15 protein-coding genes are annotated in these 17,802 nt (G+C 65.3%); 6 read left to right on the top strand and 9 right to left on the bottom strand.

Annotation, left to right across the window (positions count from 1 at the left end; all coding sequences use genetic code 11):
• The first annotated feature begins 288 nt into the window (after nucleotides 1-288).
• The 4 genes from CJ179_RS46465 (at nucleotide 289) to CJ179_RS46450 (ending at nucleotide 4,478) form a co-directional block, all read left to right on the top strand.
• Nucleotides 289-1,488: a histone-like nucleoid-structuring protein Lsr2 gene (locus CJ179_RS46465; protein WP_095865959.1), complete on the top strand. Its 1,200-nt coding sequence runs from the start codon at nucleotides 289-291 to the stop codon at nucleotides 1,486-1,488.
• A 307-nt stretch (nucleotides 1,489-1,795) separates the two neighbouring features.
• Nucleotides 1,796-2,482 (top strand): hypothetical protein, encoded by a 687-nt coding sequence (locus CJ179_RS46460; protein ID WP_095865958.1) that lies wholly within the window; start codon nucleotides 1,796-1,798, stop codon nucleotides 2,480-2,482.
• 423 nt (nucleotides 2,483-2,905) lie between these two features.
• Nucleotides 2,906-3,814, top strand: coding sequence for a nucleotidyltransferase (locus tag CJ179_RS46455; protein WP_095865957.1), 909 nt, complete (start codon nucleotides 2,906-2,908; stop codon nucleotides 3,812-3,814).
• On the top strand, nucleotides 3,738-4,478 hold the full coding sequence (locus CJ179_RS46450) for a hypothetical protein (protein WP_257016230.1): 741 nt from the start codon (nucleotides 3,738-3,740) through the stop codon (nucleotides 4,476-4,478). Before CJ179_RS46455 ends, CJ179_RS46450 begins: the two co-directional genes overlap by 77 nt.
• Before the next feature lie 256 nt (nucleotides 4,479-4,734).
• On the opposite strand, the gene CJ179_RS46445 is transcribed toward CJ179_RS46450, so the two are convergent.
• From CJ179_RS46445 to CJ179_RS46430, 5 genes are all read right to left on the bottom strand, one after another.
• Nucleotides 4,735-5,175 carry a hypothetical protein gene (locus CJ179_RS46445; RefSeq protein ID WP_143549056.1) on the bottom strand — a complete coding sequence of 147 codons (441 nt, stop codon included), beginning with the start codon at nucleotides 5,173-5,175 and terminating at the stop codon, nucleotides 4,735-4,737.
• A 355-nt stretch (nucleotides 5,176-5,530) separates the two neighbouring features.
• A complete protein-coding gene (locus tag CJ179_RS46440) occupies nucleotides 5,531-6,676 on the bottom strand; it encodes an LLM class flavin-dependent oxidoreductase (protein ID WP_095865954.1) in 1,146 nt (381 codons plus the stop codon).
• The gene (locus tag CJ179_RS46435) at nucleotides 6,673-6,894 is read right to left on the bottom strand and encodes a hypothetical protein (RefSeq protein ID WP_095865953.1); all 222 of its coding nucleotides are present in this window, start codon (nucleotides 6,892-6,894) and stop codon (nucleotides 6,673-6,675) included. Before CJ179_RS46435 ends, CJ179_RS46440 begins: the two co-directional genes overlap by 4 nt.
• A complete protein-coding gene (locus tag CJ179_RS51105; protein ID WP_143549055.1) occupies nucleotides 6,891-7,322 on the bottom strand; it encodes an AAA family ATPase in 432 nt (143 codons plus the stop codon). The genes CJ179_RS46435 and CJ179_RS51105 overlap by 4 nt, the downstream gene beginning before the upstream one ends.
• A gap of 77 nt (nucleotides 7,323-7,399) precedes the next feature.
• A complete protein-coding gene (locus tag CJ179_RS46430) occupies nucleotides 7,400-10,030 on the bottom strand; it encodes a LuxR C-terminal-related transcriptional regulator (RefSeq protein WP_143549054.1) in 2,631 nt (876 codons plus the stop codon).
• Between the two features lie 690 nt (nucleotides 10,031-10,720).
• On the opposite strand from CJ179_RS46430, the gene CJ179_RS51900 reads away from it, so the two are divergent.
• Complete coding sequence (locus tag CJ179_RS51900; RefSeq protein ID WP_179377908.1) at nucleotides 10,721-10,897, top strand: hypothetical protein; 177 nt, start codon at nucleotides 10,721-10,723, stop codon at nucleotides 10,895-10,897.
• Between the two features lie 151 nt (nucleotides 10,898-11,048).
• Nucleotides 11,049-11,621 (top strand): GNAT family N-acetyltransferase, encoded by a 573-nt coding sequence (locus tag CJ179_RS46425; RefSeq protein ID WP_095866134.1) that lies wholly within the window; start codon nucleotides 11,049-11,051, stop codon nucleotides 11,619-11,621.
• A 129-nt stretch (nucleotides 11,622-11,750) separates the two neighbouring features.
• Here the strand turns inward: CJ179_RS46425 and CJ179_RS46420 are convergent, their stop codons facing one another.
• The 4 genes from CJ179_RS46420 to CJ179_RS46405 form a co-directional block, all read right to left on the bottom strand.
• Nucleotides 11,751-13,343: a GMC family oxidoreductase gene (locus CJ179_RS46420; protein ID WP_095865951.1), complete on the bottom strand. Its 1,593-nt coding sequence runs from the start codon at nucleotides 13,341-13,343 to the stop codon at nucleotides 11,751-11,753.
• A 344-nt stretch (nucleotides 13,344-13,687) separates the two neighbouring features.
• The gene (locus tag CJ179_RS46415; protein ID WP_095865950.1) at nucleotides 13,688-14,833 is read right to left on the bottom strand and encodes an LLM class flavin-dependent oxidoreductase; all 1,146 of its coding nucleotides are present in this window, start codon (nucleotides 14,831-14,833) and stop codon (nucleotides 13,688-13,690) included.
• Nucleotides 14,830-15,048: a hypothetical protein gene (locus tag CJ179_RS46410; protein ID WP_095865949.1), complete on the bottom strand. Its 219-nt coding sequence runs from the start codon at nucleotides 15,046-15,048 to the stop codon at nucleotides 14,830-14,832. The genes CJ179_RS46415 and CJ179_RS46410 overlap by 4 nt, the downstream gene beginning before the upstream one ends.
• Before the next feature lie 45 nt (nucleotides 15,049-15,093).
• Nucleotides 15,094-17,763 (bottom strand): LuxR C-terminal-related transcriptional regulator, encoded by a 2,670-nt coding sequence (locus tag CJ179_RS46405; RefSeq protein WP_095865948.1) that lies wholly within the window; start codon nucleotides 17,761-17,763, stop codon nucleotides 15,094-15,096.
• Nucleotides 17,764-17,802: the final 39 nt, after the last annotated feature.

Raw genomic sequence — 17,802 nt, 5'->3', positions numbered from 1 at the left:
GACTGCTATCCGACGGACCCTATTGCAGCGCAATCATATTCGCATGCGTTCTTCTCGCGATGAATCAGGAAATGCCAGGCCTAGTTGGCCGCAATAGTCGTGCCTTCGTCGGCACCGTCGACAGATGGTGCTCGGTGTGGTCGCTGGACGAAAGGGTGACAGCGCAGGTCCTCGGAAGTCAGTGCGGCCCGCGTGTGGTTGGTCGCCCTTCCGATCCGCTGGCGGGAAGAGGATCGAAATGCCGCTACTGTGTGCGTTCGACGATTGCCTGACGAATAGGGAGACAACATGGCGGTATCACCGAGGGGTTGTGCAGGATCGGCGAAGACGACGACCAAGGAGATTCGTGAGTGGGCGATCGGGGCGGGCTTGGAGCTGTCCTCCCGCGGCCGCATTTCGGCCGAGATCGAACAGGCCTTCCATGACGCGCAGGCGAAGAAGTCTCAGGTCAAACCGGCGTCGGCAAAGAAGACGGCTGTGAAGAAGGCAATAGCGGAGACGACGGCTACGAACAAGAAAGCAGTGAAGAAGGTACTCCGGGAAAAGGCCCCGGCAAAGAGAACGGCGGCGAGCAAGGCTCCAGCGGAAAAGACGACCACGGAGATTCGTAAGTGGGCGATCGGGGCGGGCTTGGAGGTGTCCTCCCGCGGCCGGATCCCGGTCGAGATCGAGCAAGCCTTCGACGACGCTCAGACGCAGAAGATTCAGGCAGCGGCACCGGTTAAGAAAACGGCAGCGAAGAAGGCAGCTGCCAAGAAGACGGCCGCGGCGGCTCCGGTCGAGAGGACAGCGGTGAGCAAGGCTCCGGCGGAGAAGAGGACAGTCGCGACGAACACGGCTGCGGAGAAGCCGACCGTGAAGAAGGCGACCGTGAAGAAGCCGGTCACGGCCAAAATTCCGGTGAAAAGGACAGTGGTGAGTAAGGCTCCGGCGAAGACGACCAAGGAGATTCGCGATTGGGCGATCGCAGATGGCCGCGAGGTGTCCTCCCGAGGAAGGATTCCGGTCGAGATCGAGCAAGCCTTCCACGACGCGCAGTCGAAGAAGGTTCAGACAAAAACGGCGCCAGTAAGGACGACGGCCGCGAAAACGACAGCTGCCAAGAAGATGGCCGCGGCGGCGGCTCCGGTCAAGAGGGTAGCGCCGCGCAAGGCTCCGGCGGAGAAGAAGGTAGTCGCGACAAAGACGGCCGCGACAAAGACGGCCGGGAAGAAAACAGTCGCGACGAAGGCAACTTCGGAGAAGGCGGCCGTGAAGAAAACAGTCGCGACGAAGGCAACTTCGGAGAAGACGGCCGTGAAGAAGACGGTCGCGGCGAAGGCGCCAGCGAAGAAGGAAGCGGCGAGTAAGGCTCCGGCGAAGAAGTCACCGAGGGAGATTCGTGAATGGGCGATCGGGACGGGTCATGAGGTGTCCTCCCGCGGCCGGATTTCGGTCGAGATCGAGCGAGCCTTCCATGTTGCTCAGGCCGAGATGCCGGTCGCGTGAGCTGCGACATTGCCCTGAAGCACAGCGTGGCCGTCCTGCCGTGAAGGCTATGAGCCTGTTGGAATTATGATCCTCGGCGGTCGGCGGTCGGCGGTCGGCGGTCGGCGGTCGGCGGTCGGCGGTCGGCGGTCGGCGGTCGGCGGTTGTCCGCCGCCGCAGCGGTGCCGGGGAGGGGTGCGAGGTATCCCGGCGCACCTGACGTGACGAGTTCCGCGCAAATGGATCGCGAGGGTCACACATGTCTTGGGGAACCACCGGTGGCCGCAGTTGCCGGTATCTGAGCACCTACCGGTGACACGATGGGCGGGTGGGGAGACAGAGCGGGATCTTCGGGGTTGTGGGTTTGGTCGTCGGGCTGGTCGCGGCGGTGGTGTTCGCCGCGTTTACGTCGCGCCCGTACACGGTGGCGACGTCGTTCCAGCCAGCTGTGACTGATCCATGGCTTGTGGTGATGGCCGTCCTCACGGTGGTCGGGGCCGGTTGCGGGATGGTGCTGTGGCTGTCCGGGTGGCGGATAGTGAGGGACGCGGCGAGTGCCGAACAACGCCGCGGTCGGCGCACCTTCCTGCTCGGCCGGACCGTCGCCGCGGCCCTTGCTGGTATCACGGTGGGATTGTCGCCGATGCTCGTGTTGATCTATGTGGTGTTCACGGCCACTGTGGGCATCGCGGTGGAATGGGCTGTGGTGCTTGTGCTCTACGCCGGCAGCGCGGTGCTGGCGTACGGGTGCGCTTTGCTGGGTGTGTGGTGGGTGTTGGCCGCGGCGGGTGATGATCGGCGTGCGGCGACCGTGCGGATGCTCGCGGTGTTGCTTCCGGTCGGTGCGCTGATGGCCACCGCTGCCGGTGTGGGCGCCGCTGGGCTGTTCGGGTATTCCACCGCCCCTGCGACATTCGTGTGCGTTATCGCGGTGGTGGCCGCCGTGCTGACGGCAACGGCGGCCCTGGCGCGGGTGCTGTCCCGGGCCCCAGTCGAGGACGTCGGCACCGGGTGACCGCGCCTGACTCATCGTGTCCTCGACGCGTACGCGACGTCGTCTCCGCGCCGGCCGAGGAAGACGAGCCCCATGTCGCGGCGGACTCGGGCGTGCCTCGTTCATCTCGAACGGGCTATTCGGTGATGGTGGGGCGGTTCGGTCAGGAACGGGCACACCTCGAGCCATTCGTGGATGGGTTTCTCGCCGACCGCGGGCGGTCAACAACATGCAGACCGCGCCTTCAACGTGACGACAACGCCGTCACCATGCCGACGAAAACCTCGAAAACAGTCCGAGGCCGTCTGCATTTACAGCGACGCGATCATCTGCATCTTCAGTGACGGGCAACACACGGACTTGGGGTACACAGCAACTTCTCGGCACACTGCTGTCGGACCGGCACAGTATCGTCGTCTCGACGAAAGGTGGAACCTAGTGGGGATGTCGGCGTCCGATCGTGCGGAGCTTCTGAACAGGTGGATCAAGCCGTCGAGTGAGAATGAGCAACAACAGCAGGCGCGGGCTGAGGACATGGTGCGTAAGGCCATCACAACCTGCGGCGACTTCGATGGCAGCAATGTTCTCGTTTACACCAAGGGAAGCTACCCGAACAACACCAATGTCCGGCGCGACAGTGACGTCGATGTGGCAGTGGAACTGCAGGACTGCCTCTACTACGACTACAAACCCGGTATAACAGGTATCGAACCTCCTCCTCGCCCCTACCAGGGGGAATGGACACCCAGGACGTGGAGGAACGCGGTTGTCAATGCCCTCGTCGAGGCTTTCGGCAAGGAGTCCGTCGACACGAGCGGGAAAATCGCCATCAACATCAGTGCTGTGGAAGGAAGCCGACCGAGCGCTGACGTCGTTCCAAGCTTCGACTACCGCCGCTACGACAACCCCGAACGCACGGTTAGCTGGGAAGGAAGCTGCGTCTTCCCGACCGATGACGGTGCGAAGGTCGTGAACTGGCCGCAGCAGCAGCTCGACAATGGGCGGAATCTCAACACCCGCACCAACTATCGCTACAAGAAGTACGTTCGCGCGTTGAAAAACGCGGAGAACTTCCTCGCCGCACAGGGGACGATCGACGAGCTACCCTCCTATTTCATGGAGTGTCTCGTCTTCAACGTCGACGAGTCGACGCTGACCCGCGGGAGTCTCGATGAAGGGTTCGAGGCGACCCTGCTGGAACTCTTCCTGCTTCTCGAAGAGGAAGAGAACGAACGCTTGATGGTTGAACCCAGCAGGATGACGTGGCTGTTCACCCATGACAAGAAGTGGTCGGTGGAGGACGGGATGGCCCTCGTGCTCGCGACATGGCGACACTTCGGGTACGGGAGCTAGGTCGGTTATCGTGCGCCCAACTACACCCGTTCGCACCGTTGCTGTCGTCATTGGATTCGCCTACACCGCTGTACTGGCGGTCATGGGCATAAGGCTCGACAGCCTCGCCAGGATAGTGGTCGGGGTCTTCCCAATCCTGGCCACCGCCGGATTGGTTGTGTGGGATCTCTGGCTGTGGAAGGCCCCGCTCCTGAAGCTCCTGACACACCGGCCGCGGATCGACGGACTCTGGAAAGTGACGCTGACGCCCGCAGCCGGAAGCCATATCCCGGTGGGCGGCAACTGGGGACCGATTCCGGCCTACGTCGTCATCAGCCAGTCGTACTGGTCTCTGCACGTCAGGCAAATGACCGCCGAGAGTGCAAGCAGCAGTAAAGCCTTTTTCTGGGACCACACCGCCGGCGCGGACGCAGAAACGCTCAGCTTCCTGTATCAGAACGGCGCTCGGCCTGAGCACGCTAAGCGCAGTCCCAGGCACCTCGGGACCTGCTCATTCGACATAGCCCGGCGCGAGCCCACTGAAATCGAAGGTCGCTACTTCACCGACCGCTACACGCAAGGAGGGATGGAACTCCGCCTCGTCGACCGATCCAAGGGCCATGCGTCGTACCAAGACGCGGATACGTACGTGGGGAACATGCAATCTGACCAGTTGACCAGTTAACCGCACGACCACTGCGATAGTGGTCGACCGTGGAATCCGCGAGATGAATGCTACGGGGATACGAATGCAAAGTCCTTCACTGCTCGATCGTCGGCGGCGGCACCGTACCTGCTGCCGTTGACCGATCCGTCCGCAGCTGTGGCGGAGCGGTTGGTGTTGTTATTGCACCCACGGATTGATTGGTTGGAGAAGAACCGGTTGGGCCCACCCGGCAGTGGGATAACCTGCTGCCCAGGCGTATCCGTTGGCATCTACATCAATCTGCATCAGCCTTCCATTCCACGGCGAGCGCATCCTCGACGGAGTCGCGAGCCAGGGTCACGATGTCCCCCGCTGCGTTGCACGCTGTTAGTGCTTCGTCGTGGGTCGGTTGGCGGCCGCTGTGCACCGTGTCGTTCCGGGCCTTACGGAGAATACCGAGATTGAGATGAGGGGTGTAGGAGAAGTCATCAAGCTTATCTAACCACGTCGAGTAGTTTGCGATGCCGCGGGCGCTGCCACGGCCGTACTTCGGAAACTTTGTCTTGGTGGAACTCTCGGCTTCCTTGACGAGTTGGGCGAGAACGATCTCCGTGGCGGTGGCGGCATCGACGATCGTCTTGCGGTAGTTGCCCCGAGAGAACGCGGCTCTGCTGTCGCGCCACAGCGAGTGTTCGACCGGCGGCTGCTCGAAGTCGGCTACTTTGTCGAGGATCATGGAGAACTGGGCTCGGCTGGAGGTCCGCGACCGCATCGCCGGTTGCCGGATCGATTCCGTGGCGTACATCGACGACAACGACCCCCCACCTGCGCGCCGCCGCGAGCCCGAGGCGCGTGGACCGTTGAGCTGCGAACAGTCGGCGCTACTCATGGACGGTAATCGCGTCGAAGGACGGGACGGTGGTGATGAATTCGACCAGCGCGCACCTCACTCACCCCATCATCGAAGCCGGGTGTGTGCGGGGGACTGCCCCCGCATGAGCCATGTTTGGAAGGAGTCGACCGAGACGAAGTAGCTTTTGCGTCATGGACGCGTCCGGGATGATCGCTGCATATCCGACCGGTGACTGTCCTCAGAGCCGTCTCATGCCTCGGAGAATGTGGACGAGTGGTAGCGATGAGGCGAGGCCGACGCTCAGATGGGGGTGGAAGGAGCTGAGGTTGCCGAGGACGACGTAGCGGGCTCCGTGGTCCCGCCATTCGGCCAGTTGGTCGAGGATGTCGGCGGGGGTGCCGGTGAGGAGGGTTTCGCGGACGAGTGAGGGCGGGACACGGTCGGCGTAGTCGAGGGCGGTGGTTTCGTCGATGGTGTGGGGGAGCAGGTCTTGGGCGCCGGTGAAGTCGGGGCCGAGGGGGTGTTCGACACCGTGGCGGGCCCAGACGTGGGCGGGAGCGCAGAGGGCGAAGATTCGGGCGGGGATCGAGTTGATCATCTCGTCGACATGGGTGTCGGTGCGGGCGGTGAGGACGAAGAAGAAGGCAGCGGGCAGGACGGTCTGAGGGTCGCGGCCGGCGTTGTCGGCGGCGGCCCGGATGGTGTCGAGTTTCTCGGCGTACTCCTTCGGGGTTTGCGCGTAGCTGGGGAACCAGGCGTCAGCGTAGCGGCCGGTGATGCGCAGCATCCGCGGCCCGTGCGCGGCGACCCAGATCGGTGGCCGGGTCCCTTTGTGGGGTGGGATGTCGAAGATGGCGTCGCGCAGCGGGAAGAACGTCGAGTCCCGGGTGACTGGTGTGCCGCCGGAGTTCCACAGGGTGCGGATGGTGGCGAGGGCTTCCTCGAATCGTCCGACCGGCTGGGACCAGTCGACGCCGTAGGGTTGGTTGCCTTCGCGCTCGCCGGGGCCGAAGCCGAGGATGGCGCGGCCGCGGCTGAGTAGGTGGAGGGTGGCGGCGGCTTGGGCGGTGACGGCGGGGTTACGGCGGCCGGCGTCGGTGACGCCGACACCGAGTCGCAGGCGGGCGAGCTTGTTGTGGGCGGCGAGGTAGCCGACGGTGGTCCAGGGCTCGTAGAACGCGTCCGCCCTCGGGATGAACCTGGCTATACCGGTGTAGGTGGGTTTCCAGATCGAGGCGGGAAGGAGGCTGTTGAGGTGGTCGGGTAGCCACATCGAATCGGCGCCGCCGGCGACCGCGTGTGCTCGGGTGTTGCGCAGCAGCAGGTCAGGGGCGAAGCGGGGGTTGACGCCGGGTTCCATCAGCCCGGTTCTGAAGCCGTTCATGGTTGTGCCTCCGGTTCGGTTTCTGGGGTGGTGCGGAGTGCGGCGGTGAGTTTCGCGTCGGCGAGCTCGAGGAGCGGTGGGAGTGCGTGGGTGTCGACGTCGAGGTACGTGCACATCTGGTCGTCGGCTACGCCCGCGTCACGCAGCCGTAGCGCGAGGGAGTAAGGCTGAGGCAGTCGCCGTAGCGCCTGCTCGCGGGGTGTGAGTGGAGGAGTCATGGTTTCAGGGTGCGTTCGCCGCGCATGGTGGGGTGGCGTAGTCGGCTACTCCAGTTGGTGACCCCGATGGGGAGGGGGCTGATTGCCGGTGAGGATGGCGCCGAGGTCGTCGCGGCCGGCGAGGCCGGCTTTAGGGAGGTGCGGTGCAGGTGTCCTACTACTGGCTCCGTCGCAACGCCGCCGGCCCATTCGGTAAAGGTGCCGAGTGGTAGTGCCCGTGCCGACGTAGTGGCGCGTGCCCACCGTGGTATCCATCGGCCGGGGCGGACATGGGTGATCGCTTCTCTGGCGAGTCGGCTCTTGCCCACTCCGGCGGCGCCGGCAATGGCGATCCCGCCGAAGCCGCCGGTGCCGGTGATCGTGGCATTGATCAGGTGCCGTTCCTCCTTGCGCCCGACCAATGGCCACGGATCCACTGTGGAGACCATCTGCTGCACCCTTTACCCAGCGAAATGGAGAAATGCCCGGTCGGACTTGGCGAACATGTTTGTGCGGTCATCGCGATTCAGTCTCCGGTGACAGTGCCGCCGAGGTCGTCCCGGCCGGTGAGTCCGGTTTTGAGGGAGGCGCGGTAGAGGTGTCCTTCGACGGTGCGGACGGACAGGTTAACTCTGTCGGCGATCTGATTGTTGGTTAGTCCTTGGGCGGCGAGGGTGATGATTTCGCGTTGTCGGGCGGTCAGCGGTGACGGTTGGAGGGCGTCGGTCAGTGCGGGGGTCCGGGCACCGTCGCAGGCATCCGCCAGTCGCTGGGCGCGGGCGGCGGCGGTGAGGGCCGATCCGTTGCGGCCGTGGCGGCGGTGGGTGGTGGCGGCATGGGCGGCGGCGTCCATGGCGGACAGCGGGTCGCCCATGTCCTCGAATTGGCGGGAAGCGTCGAGGAGGCCGTCCGCGTCGCCGGAGCCAAGGGCGGTGGCATATTGGGCGGCGGCGGGGGCGCGGGGCCCGTCGACCTGTTCGGCGAGCTGCTGGAGTCGGTTAGCGGCGGTGGTGTCGCCGAGGCGGGTGGCGGTGTGCAGACACATAACCTCATGGGCGTATTGGTGATGTTCGGCGGCATAGTGGGCGCCGCGGTGCGCGAGTTCGATGGCGTCGGTGACGGCACCGGTTGCCGCGGAAACCCAGGCTCTGGTGAGGAGATAGTCTGGCTTCAGGTACGGGACGGGTGTGGGGCACCAGGCGTCGAGGGCGCGAAGAGTTTCCGTTGCGCTTGCGGCGTCTCCACACATCGCTTGCGTTTGGGCGAGCGCGCAGTACCACGCTGTAGGTATGTAGCCGTGGACGATTCCAGCAGAGGTAAAGCGTTGTTCCAGTTGTCTTCGCGCCGCTCCCAGGTGCCCCGACGCGAGTTCGTCCTGCCCCATTAGCAGCGCGGAGAAGCGCTGCGCAACGCCGGGTATGTCGGCGCATTCGTCGCAGATGCGCGTGGTGACGGCGGTGGCTTCGTGGAAGTAGCCGGCGAGCCGCAACCCTCGGGTGTGGAACTCGCTGTAGGGGAGACGAACGGGTGACACTAGCGGGGAGCCGGTCATGAAGTTGTAATTGCGGTCAGCGTCGGGCGCGAGCTCTGATGCCCTTCCCATATCTCCCAGGGCTATCAGGAGGGCGCCCAGCGCCCACATCCGGGCCAGCGCCGGCAGGTCCGGCGTTCGCAGCGCGCACTCAGCGGACTCGACCGCATCGAGTGGGCGCGCGTTGTACGCGTGGACGATCGCCAGACCCGCAAACAACTCGCCGTGCGCTAGGGGTGTCGTTGTCGTTTCTCGTGTTTCGAGGAGCACGGATTCGGCTTGCTCGGGACGACCGAGAATCCACAACAGATTCGAGGACCGAAGGAATGCTGCCTCGACGCGGTCCTCGTCGGGCAGCGGCCAGGCGAGGATCTTGGTGAGGACCTGCTCGGATTCTTCGCCGCGGGAAAGGATGGTCAGGGCGACGGACAGGGTGAGGTGCGTGTCGTAGCCGGCACCGTTTTCGATCGCGGCCTTGCACAGGCGTACTGCGAGGTCCGCATCGAACAACGACAGTGACGCCAACGCGGCGTCTGTGAGGAAGTCGGGATCGGTGGCGAGCGCCGCGTCGAGTGTCAGGACGGCGCGGCGCACGAGCGCACGTGCATCGGAATCTTGTATGGCGCCAAGGGCTTCGGCGACATCGGCCTGTAGCCGCTGCACTCGTAGAGGTGTGGCCCGGGCGCGGCGGGCTTCGCCGTAGAGCGGGTGCGATAGCCGCACGAGGTGGCGGTCGCCACGGTCGACGGTGATCAGCCCGACTGCGTGTGCATCTTCGACGGCGTCGGGATTGGTGAGGTCGGCTAGCATCTGTTCAGGCAGCGGCTCGCTGACTGCAAGCACGTCGAGGACGGTGGAGACTGCGGGTGGAAGGGCGTCGAGTTGGGTCCCGATGAGGTCGGCTAGTCCCGGAGAGACGGTGGGGGGACCATCCCATCCCCAGACTCCGGCATTGAGTCCTGGTTCCTGCGCTCTCGGGGCGAGTCGTCCAGTAATAAGTTCCTGTTCGACGAGGTGGCGGACGTACAGGGGGTTGCCGCGAGTGATGGTCCACAACCGGCGGGCTGCGACGCCGTCGAGCGGGCCACCGACGACCGCAGTGACAAGGTCACGGGTTTCCTCCTCGGAGAGCGGTTGGAGTTCGATCCGCTGGAGGTGACCGTCCTTCCACAAAGAACTGAGTGCATCGGGGACAGGTTCGCCGGTACGAACGGTGACCACGACGGGGGCCAGTCGCCTCTGAACGAGTTGAAGCACCACGAACGCCGACAAGTCGTCGAGCAGGTGAGCGTCATCGACACCGATCACAGGCTTCGCCCCAGCAGGAGAGCTGGAGAGGTGATCGATGACGCCATGGACAGTAGAGAGAGTGTCCGCAGCGCCGATGTCGGTCCATTCGGCAAATGCCCCGAATGGGAGTGCCCGGGAGGAGGCAGTGGCTCGGGCCCATCGGGATTCCCATCGCCCGGGATGGATTTGTGCGATTGCTTTTCGGGCCAGACGGCTCTTGCCCACACCTGCGGCGCCGGCGATCACGATTCCGCGGTAACCGTCGGCTCCGGTCACGGCGGCGTTGGCTAGGCGTAATTCCTCCGCACGCCCGACCAACGGCCAGACTCTGGCCATGAGCTGATCGTATGCAGGTCTGGCGCCAAAAGCGACCATCGGGTTCGATTTGGTGTACGGGGCGGGCGAACGGCTCTGGGATGACCGATTCGTTTGCCGGGTTTCGGCGCGCGCTGCGAATGGCTTTGGTCGGTCTCTCGACGAGTCATGCGGTGGCCGCCTTCAGTAGGCTGCGAGACGCCGGTCAGACAGACAGGCAGAGATGAAGTGACGGCGTTTCGGGGTCGTCATTTGATGGCTGCTTGCGGCCTGCAGGATAGTTGCAGCTGAAATCTGGATCAATTTTGCGCGTTGCTGTGCCACAGTCGTCGGTGCGGGAAGTGGCGATGAGATCAACGAATTAATAATTCGGCCAGTGCTTCCGGCTGTCGAGTGTGTTTGGTGCCTTCATGACTTTCGCGAGCTCAAGCGCTTTCGCGGTCGAGGTAGGGCAGCGGAATGCTGACGAGCGCGTTCGCCTGCAGCGTGTGGCCGGTCTTGCTGCGCCGAGCTACTCGCAGCTATCGCTGGAACGCCGACCCGTTCGCGGGAAACCAAGCCAGACTGCTCCTTTGCGGTACCTCCCATGTCGAACCGTGTACCGAGGGCCACACCATATGCGCGGCCGCGGGCGCCCGGCGGAATTCAGCGGCGGTAGTGGCTGGGAAGGTATATGCACGGAATGCATTCCGGACCGAAGAGAGGTCGAATGTGGTCCACGAACCTGCAGATCGGGGCGAAGATGAAGAGATCGCCGCAGACATCGAGACCGGCATCCTGCCGGACACCGTCAGTGCATTCTCTGAGCTCCACGACAATGTCGACGCCAATTCGTATGCCGCCGACCTGGGCAGTAAACGCACCAACAGGCGGCGCGGCATGGCTTGACTTCATCAACGTCGTCACCGATGACGTCGATGCCTGGCTCCGCAATGCTCACCGGTGACCTAACCGCTGAGGTCACTTCTCAGGGACGACGTGGTGGTGGAATGGTGGTGTGTCATCCGTGCTCGGGTCAGTGGTGTGAAAGGTGGCCGCGATGACTGAGGCTTCGCCGGACGAGTGTCCTGAGCGCGGCGTGGGCGATCGTGACCGGTGGTGGGTCGAGGACGCGTCGGATCTCGGCGCTGCTGCTGCTGCGGTGGAGCCGTTGGTTCAGGAGTACTGGTCCTGGGCGGGTGAGGAATTGGCCGGGATGCTCGGTCGCCCGGTGAGGACGGATTCCGCGGATCGGATGCACCGGGCGTTCATGGCGGAGCTACCGACGATCACCGGGCCCCGGGGCCGGTTGCTGGTGGCGCGAAACCCAGAGGGATTTGTCGGGGTCGCGATGCTCAAGCCCGTCGATGATGTCACCGCTGAGCTCAAACGGGTCTACGTTCGCCCGGTTGTGCGCGGCAGGGGTGTGGCGCGGGCGCTGCTGAGGGAGCTGCTTGATGCTGCACGCGCCGAGGGGTTTGTCACGGTTCGTCTCGAATCGCTGCGATTCATGACGGCGGCGCATGCGTTGTATCGATCCGAAGGATTCGTGGAGATGCCGCCGTTCGCCGGGTCGGAAGCGGGGAGTGCTGGGCTCGAGTCGGCGGCGGTGTTCATGGAGATTCGGCTGTAGGTGGGCGGCAGCCCAGCCACCGGGCGTGGTTGCCACCACGTCCGAGAAGGCGATGGAAGCCGCGGACCTGATCGTGTGCGGAGCGATGCTGGTTCTTTCGACCTGATCAGGATCGCTCGGGGATGGTATTTAGGTGTTGCGGATGAGGTCGGCGGCTTTTTCGCCGATCAGGACGGTGGGTGCGTGGGTGTGGCCGCGGATGATGGCGGGCATGACGGATGCGTCGGCGATGCGGAGTCTGTGGAGGCCTCGGACCTCGAGGTCGGGTGTGACGACGCTGGCAGCGTCTCTGCCCATACGGCAGGTGCCGACGGGGTGGTAGATGGTCTGGCCGAGTTCCTCGAGCGCACGGGTCAGCATTTCCTCGTCGGGTGTTCCGGATGGCACGACCGGCCGGACGATCGGGCCGAGCTGGGATTTCAGCGAGGGCGCGGAGGCGAGCGCGGCGCAGATCCGTAGGCCTTCGAGCATCGCGCTCCGGTCGATTCCGTCGCTGTCGCTGAGGTAACGGGGGTCGATGATCGGCTTCGCGGCGGGGTCGGCGGATCGGAGCGTGATCTGGCCGCGGCTGACGGGTTTGAGGAGTACGGCGCCGATGACGACGGCGTGCGCTGTCGGTGCGACGAGCCCTTCCTCGAAGAACGGTGCGGGCGCGAAGAGTATCTCGAGGTCGGGCAGCGGCAGGTCGGGGCGACTGCGGGCGAATCCGTACGCTTCCTCGACATTCGAGGTCAGCATGCCCTTCCGCCTCAGCAGGTAGTTCACGAGCTCGGGGATCTTGTCGGCGGTGAACAGTGAACCGCTGTCGACGCTGTATCCGAACGCGGACACGAAGTGATCGGTCAAACCGCGTCCGACTTCGGGGAGATGATGGTGCACCGCGATGCCGTGCCGGCGCAGGTGTTGTTCGTCGCCGACACCGGAAAGCATCAGCAGTTGGGGTGTGTTGACGGCCCCACTGGCGAGGATCACCTCCTTGCGGGCGCGGATGGTGCGCCGGATCCCGTCCTTGACGTAGTCGACGCCGACCGCGGCGGTTCCGTCGAATACGATCCGGGTCGCGTATGCCTCGGTGAGAACGGTCAGGTTCGCCCGCCTCAGCGCCGGCCGGAGGTAGGCGTCGGCGGTGCTCCACCGGGCGCCACGCTTCTGGGTGACCATCGACCGGGTAAAGCCCTCGGGCCGAGCGGTGTTGGCGCGTTCCAGGTCGAAGCCGGTTTCGGTGACCGCGTCGAGGAATGCGGTGGTGAGCGGCCGTGGGCTGCGCTGGTGGGAGACGATGACCGGTCCGGCGTTTCCGGTGTCGGGGTGGGCGCCGTCCTGCACGTTCTCGATGCGGCGGAAGTATTTGACTACCTCGGTGAATGACCATGACGTGTCGTCGGTGAGGTCGGCCCATTCGTCGTAGTCTGCGGCGAAACCACGTACCCACATCATCGCGTTCATCGATGACGACCCGCCGAGCATCTTGCCGCGCGGCCAGTAGATCTGCCGGCCGCCGAGCTCGGGTTGCGGCTCGGTCAGGTAGTCCCAGTCGACCTCGCTCCGGAACAGTTTCGCGAATGCGGCGGGGATGTGGGCGAACTTGTTCTTGTCCTCCGGTCCGGCCTCGAGGGCCACCACCTGGTTCCGCGGGTCGGTGCTGAGCCGGTGGGCGAGCACGGCCCCTGCTGAGCCGGTTCCCACGATCACGTAGTCGGCTGCGGACGGTTGCTGGGTCATTTCTTCATCTCCGTGTCGTGGGTGGCCGCTTGGCCCCGATGCTTTGGGTTCTGGGGCGGTTGCGGTGAGTTTCGCTACGGTGAGCTGGATCGGCGTCTCCGGTGTTGGTGCCTGTATGTCGAGGTATCTGTGATGCAGTCGAGGCTGCCGGCGATCTCCGCGCTGCAGTGCTCGGTGTCTTCGCGGGGATGGACGAAGGTTGGCGGACCGCACCGGTAGTACAGGCTGGGGTGTCCTTGCTGGTGTCTGCCGGTCGTGTGGCCCGCGGCCCCCCCTTGCGGTGTGGCAACCCCTTGCGGGTCGGGGCTTCAATTTCAGCGCCGGCATGGGAGGCCGTTGTGTGGTCAGAGTCGCCGCATCCCGCGCAGGACCTGGACGAGTGGCAGTGACGAGGACAGCCCCACACCGAATTTCGGGTGGAAGCCGCTCAGGTTCGCCAGCACGGCGTAGCGGACGCCGTGGTCACGCCATTCGGCCATTTGGTCGAGAATCTCGGACGGGGTGCCGGTCAGGCAGGCCTCGCGGACCAGGGACGGTGGTACACGTTCGGCGTAGGCGAGGGCGGTCGCCTCGTCGATGGTCTGTGGCACCAGGTCTTGGGCGCCGGAGAAGTCCGGACCCAGGGGGTGCTCGACCCCGTGCCGCGCCCAGACCTCGGCAGGTACCCCCAGCGCGGCGGCCCGTACGGCGACCGACCCGATCATCTCGTCGACCTGGGCGCTGCTGCGGGCGGTGAGGACGAAGAAGAGCGCCGCCGGTGTGATGGCTTCCGGGTCACGTCCGGCGTCGTCGGCCGCCGCCCTGATCGTTGTCAGTCGTTCTCGGTACTGCTTCGGCTGTTGACCGAAGCCGGGGAACCACGCGTCGGCGTACTTGCCGGTGATCCGCAGCATCCGCGGACCGTGGGCTCCGACCCAGATCGGTGGCCACTTCCCTTGGTGGGGTGGAATGTCGAATACCGCGTCGCGCAGCGGGAAGAACTGCGAGTCCCGGGTGACCGGTGTGCCGCCGGAGTCCCACAAAGCGCGGATGGTGGCGATGGCCTCCTCGAACCGGGCGACCGGCCGTGACCAGTCGACCCCGTAGGGTTCGTTGCCTTCCCGCTCGCCGGGGCCGATGCCGAGGATGGCGCGGCCGCGGCTGAGGAGGTGGAGGGTGGCGGCGGCTTGGGCGGTCACGGCGGGGTTGCGCCGGCCGGCGTCGGTGACGCCGATACCGAGGCGGAGGCGGGCGAGCCGGTTGTGTGCGGCGACGTAGCCGAGCGCGGTCCAGGGTTCGTAGTACGCGTCCGCCCGTGGGGTCAGCCGAGCTCCGCCGGTGTAGGCCGGTTTCCAGATCGACGGCGGCACCAGGCTGTTGAGGTGGTCGGGCAGCCACATCGAATCGGCCCGGCTGGCGACCGCGAGGGCCCGGGTGCTGCGCAGCAGCAGGTCCGGGGTGACGAGGGGGTGAACTGCGGGTTCCATCAGACCGGTTTTGAAGCCGTTCATGGCTGTCCCTCCGATTGAACGGGCGTGGTGTGGAGTGCGGCGGTGAGTTTCGCGTCGGCGAGTTCGAGTAGCAGTGGCAGTGCGTGTGTGTCGATGTCGAGGTAGTTGCACATCTGGTCGTCCGGGACGCCGGCGTCGCGCAGCCGCAGGGCGAGCGAGTAGGGCTGGGGGAGTCGCCGCAACGCTTGCTCGCGGGGTGTGAGTGGTGTGGTCATGGTTTCAGGGTGCGTGCGCCGTGTGCGGTGGGGTGGGGTAGTCGACTACTCCAGTTGGTGTGGTCGCTCATGGTGGGTTGGCTCGCCGGTGAGTGTGGCGCCGAGGTGGTCGCGGCCCGCGGCACCGGTCTTGAGGGACGCCCGGTAGAGGTGCCCTTCGATGGTCCGGACGGACAGGGTCAGTTTGTCGGCGATTTCTTTGTTGGTGAGGCCCTGGGCGGCGAGGGTGATGATCTCCCGTTGCCGCGCTGTCAATGGCGACGGCTGCTGCGCTTCGCGGAGGGCGGGGGTGGAGGCGCCACCGCAGGTGCCGGCGAGGCGCTGCGCGCGGGTGGCGGCAGCGAGGGCGGATCCGTTGCGGCCTTGATGTCGGTATGCGGTGGCGGCATGTGCGGCGGCGTCCCCCGCAGACAGTAGGTCACCCATCTCTTCGAATCGCTTGGAGGCATCGAGGAGGCCGACGGCGTCGCCGGCGGCAAGTGCGTCCGCGTGGCCGGCCGCCGCGGGCGCGCGGGGCCCATCGACCTGCCCGGCCAGGACGTGGAGCCGCTCGGCGGAGGTGAGGTCTCCGAACCGTGTCGCGGTGTGCAAGCACATCACCTCGTGTGCATGCTGTCCGTGCGCGGCAGCGTGCGCGGCGCCTTGGTGTGCGAGTGCGATGGCTTGGGTGGTGGAGCCGGTGGCGGCGGAGACCCAGGCCCGGGTAAGGAAATAGTCCGGTTTCAGATACGGGACTTCGGTACTGGACCACGAATCGAGTGCGCGCAGGGTTTCCGCCGCGCTCATGCCGTCTCCGGAGATCGCTTGCGTCTGGGCGAGCGCGCAGTACCAAATCGTGGGTATGTAGCCAATGGGGATACCGACCGAGGTGAAGCGTTGCTCCAGCCGCCTCCGTGCGGCGCTCAGGTGCCCCGCCGCGAGTTCGGCTTGTCCCATAATCAGAGCGGAAAACCCTTGCGCCCAGCCAGGTACATCGGCGACCTCATCGCAGATCCGCGTGGTGATGTCGGTGGCTTCGTGGACATATCCGGCCAGCCTCAAGCTTCGCGTGTGCAACTCGCTGAAGTGAAGCCGAAGAGTCGATAGCCGCGGGGAGCGAGCCAGAAGGTCGTACGTGCGGGCGGCAACGGGTGCCATCGTCGAAATCTTGCCGGTATCCCCCAAAGCGATCAGGAGGGAGCCGAGCGCCCACATCCCGGATACCTCCGGTAGGTCCGGTGCATCTAGCGCGGACTGTGCGGCTTCGAGCGCGTCGAGTGGTCGCCCGTTGTACGCGTGAACGATGGCGTGACCGGCTGCCAATGCACCGTGCACCCGCGGTGCGGTCGTTTGCCCCGCTTCGAGGAGCACGGACTCCGCTTCATCTGGACGATCGAGTGCCCACAGCAGATTTCCGAGTCGACGGCACGCCACGTCCACGACCTGCTCGTCGGCGAGGGGCTCCGCGAGGAGTCGTGCGAGGACTTGTTCGGATTCCTCGCCGCGGCTGAGTTCGGTCAGCGCCAATGACAGGGTGATGCGGGCAGCGTAGCCGGCGCCGTTCGAGATCGCGGCATTGCACAGTCGTACCGCGAGTTCGGCGTCGAACAGTGACAATGATGTAGTTGCGGCCTGCGTGAAGAGGGCGTGATCGGCGATCATGCCCGATTCGAGGATCAGGACGGCGCGGCGTACGAGGACCCGGACATCGGAATCATGCATGGTGCCAATGGCTTCGGCGATGTCGGCCTGCAGCCGTCTCAGACGTAGGGGTGTGGCCTGGGCGCGGCGGGCTTCGCCGTAGAGTGGGTGCGCCAATCGCACCGGGTGGCGGCCGTATTGGTCGACGGTGATCAGCCCGATTGAATGTGCATGTTCAACGGCCTCGGGGTTGGTGAGGTCGACCAGCATCTGTTCAGGGAGTGGTTCGCCGACGGCAAGGAAATCGAGCACGGACCCGACCTCTGGTGGAAGTGCGTCGATTTGGGTGGCGATGAGGTCCGCCAGCCTCGGTGAGACGACCGGTGGACCTTCCCACACCCACACTCCGGCGCTGAGCCCTGGTGCTTCCGGGTTCGGGGCGAGTCGTCCACTGGCGATTTCTTGTTCGACGAGATGACGCAGGTACAGGGCGTTGCCGCGGGTCACACTCCACAAGCGGCGGGCCGCGGCGGGGTCGAGCGGGCCACCGAGGACCGCGGCGACGAGGTCCCCGGTTTCCTCTTCGGAGAGTGGTTGCAGTTCGACGCGCTCGAGGTGACCGTCTTTCCAGAGTGCGGTGACCGCATCCGGGGTGTGTTCGCCGGTCCTGATTGTCACGACCACCTTGGCGAGCCGCCGCTGGACGAGTTGGAGCACCACGAACGCCGATAGGTCGTCGAGCAGGTGTGCGTCGTCGACACCGATGACAACCTTGGAGCCTGTGGGGGCAGTGGAGAGGTGGTCGATGACGCTGTGGACGACGAACATCGTGTCCGCGCTGATGTCGCCGGCCCATTCGGCGAACGCTCCGAGCGGAAGGGTGCGGGCGGATGCGGTTGCTCGTGCCCATCGCGACACCCAACGACCGGGACGAATGTCAGCGAGCGCTTCGCGGGCGAGGCGGGTCTTGCCCACCCCGGCGGGGCCGGCGATCACGACCCCGCCGTAGCCGTCGGCTCCGATCAGAGCAGAGTTGATCAGGCGTAGTTCCTCGTCGCGCCCGACCAACGGCCACATGCTCGCGTTCGGCTCCATCCTGTTCAGCCTCCTACCCGTATTACAGAACGGAAGGCG

It is taken from the genome of Rhodococcus sp. ACS1 (assembly GCF_002300155.1).
Lineage (GTDB): Bacteria > Actinomycetota > Actinomycetes > Mycobacteriales > Mycobacteriaceae > Rhodococcus_F > Rhodococcus_F koreensis.
This window is presented reverse-complemented; position numbering and strand designations above follow the sequence as displayed.

What these genes read in the sequence shown, in the direction of transcription:
- CJ179_RS46440 (WP_095865954.1), bottom strand. Translation starts at nt 6,676, where the DNA reads ATGAACGGCTTCAGAACCGGGCTGATGGAACCCGGCGTCAACCCCCGC.
- CJ179_RS46435 (WP_095865953.1), bottom strand. Translation starts at nt 6,894, where the DNA reads ATGACTCCTCCACTCACACCCCGCGAGCAGGCGCTACGGCGACTGCCT.
- CJ179_RS46420 (WP_095865951.1), bottom strand. Translation starts at nt 13,343, where the DNA reads ATGACCCAGCAACCGTCCGCAGCCGACTACGTGATCGTGGGAACCGGC.
- CJ179_RS46465 (WP_095865959.1), top strand. Translation starts at nt 289, where the DNA reads ATGGCGGTATCACCGAGGGGTTGTGCAGGATCGGCGAAGACGACGACC.
- CJ179_RS46455 (WP_095865957.1), top strand. Translation starts at nt 2,906, where the DNA reads ATGTCGGCGTCCGATCGTGCGGAGCTTCTGAACAGGTGGATCAAGCCG.
- CJ179_RS46405 (WP_095865948.1), bottom strand. Translation starts at nt 17,763, where the DNA reads ATGGAGCCGAACGCGAGCATGTGGCCGTTGGTCGGGCGCGACGAGGAA.
- CJ179_RS46425 (WP_095866134.1), top strand. Translation starts at nt 11,049, where the DNA reads ATGACTGAGGCTTCGCCGGACGAGTGTCCTGAGCGCGGCGTGGGCGAT.
- CJ179_RS46415 (WP_095865950.1), bottom strand. Translation starts at nt 14,833, where the DNA reads ATGAACGGCTTCAAAACCGGTCTGATGGAACCCGCAGTTCACCCCCTC.
- CJ179_RS46445 (WP_143549056.1), bottom strand. Translation starts at nt 5,175, where the DNA reads ATGATCCTCGACAAAGTAGCCGACTTCGAGCAGCCGCCGGTCGAACAC.
- CJ179_RS46430 (WP_143549054.1), bottom strand. Translation starts at nt 10,030, where the DNA reads ATGGCCAGAGTCTGGCCGTTGGTCGGGCGTGCGGAGGAATTACGCCTA.
- CJ179_RS46410 (WP_095865949.1), bottom strand. Translation starts at nt 15,048, where the DNA reads ATGACCACACCACTCACACCCCGCGAGCAAGCGTTGCGGCGACTCCCC.
- CJ179_RS46450 (WP_257016230.1), top strand. Translation starts at nt 3,738, where the DNA reads ATGACAAGAAGTGGTCGGTGGAGGACGGGATGGCCCTCGTGCTCGCGA.
- CJ179_RS51105 (WP_143549055.1), bottom strand. Translation starts at nt 7,322, where the DNA reads ATGGTCTCCACAGTGGATCCGTGGCCATTGGTCGGGCGCAAGGAGGAA.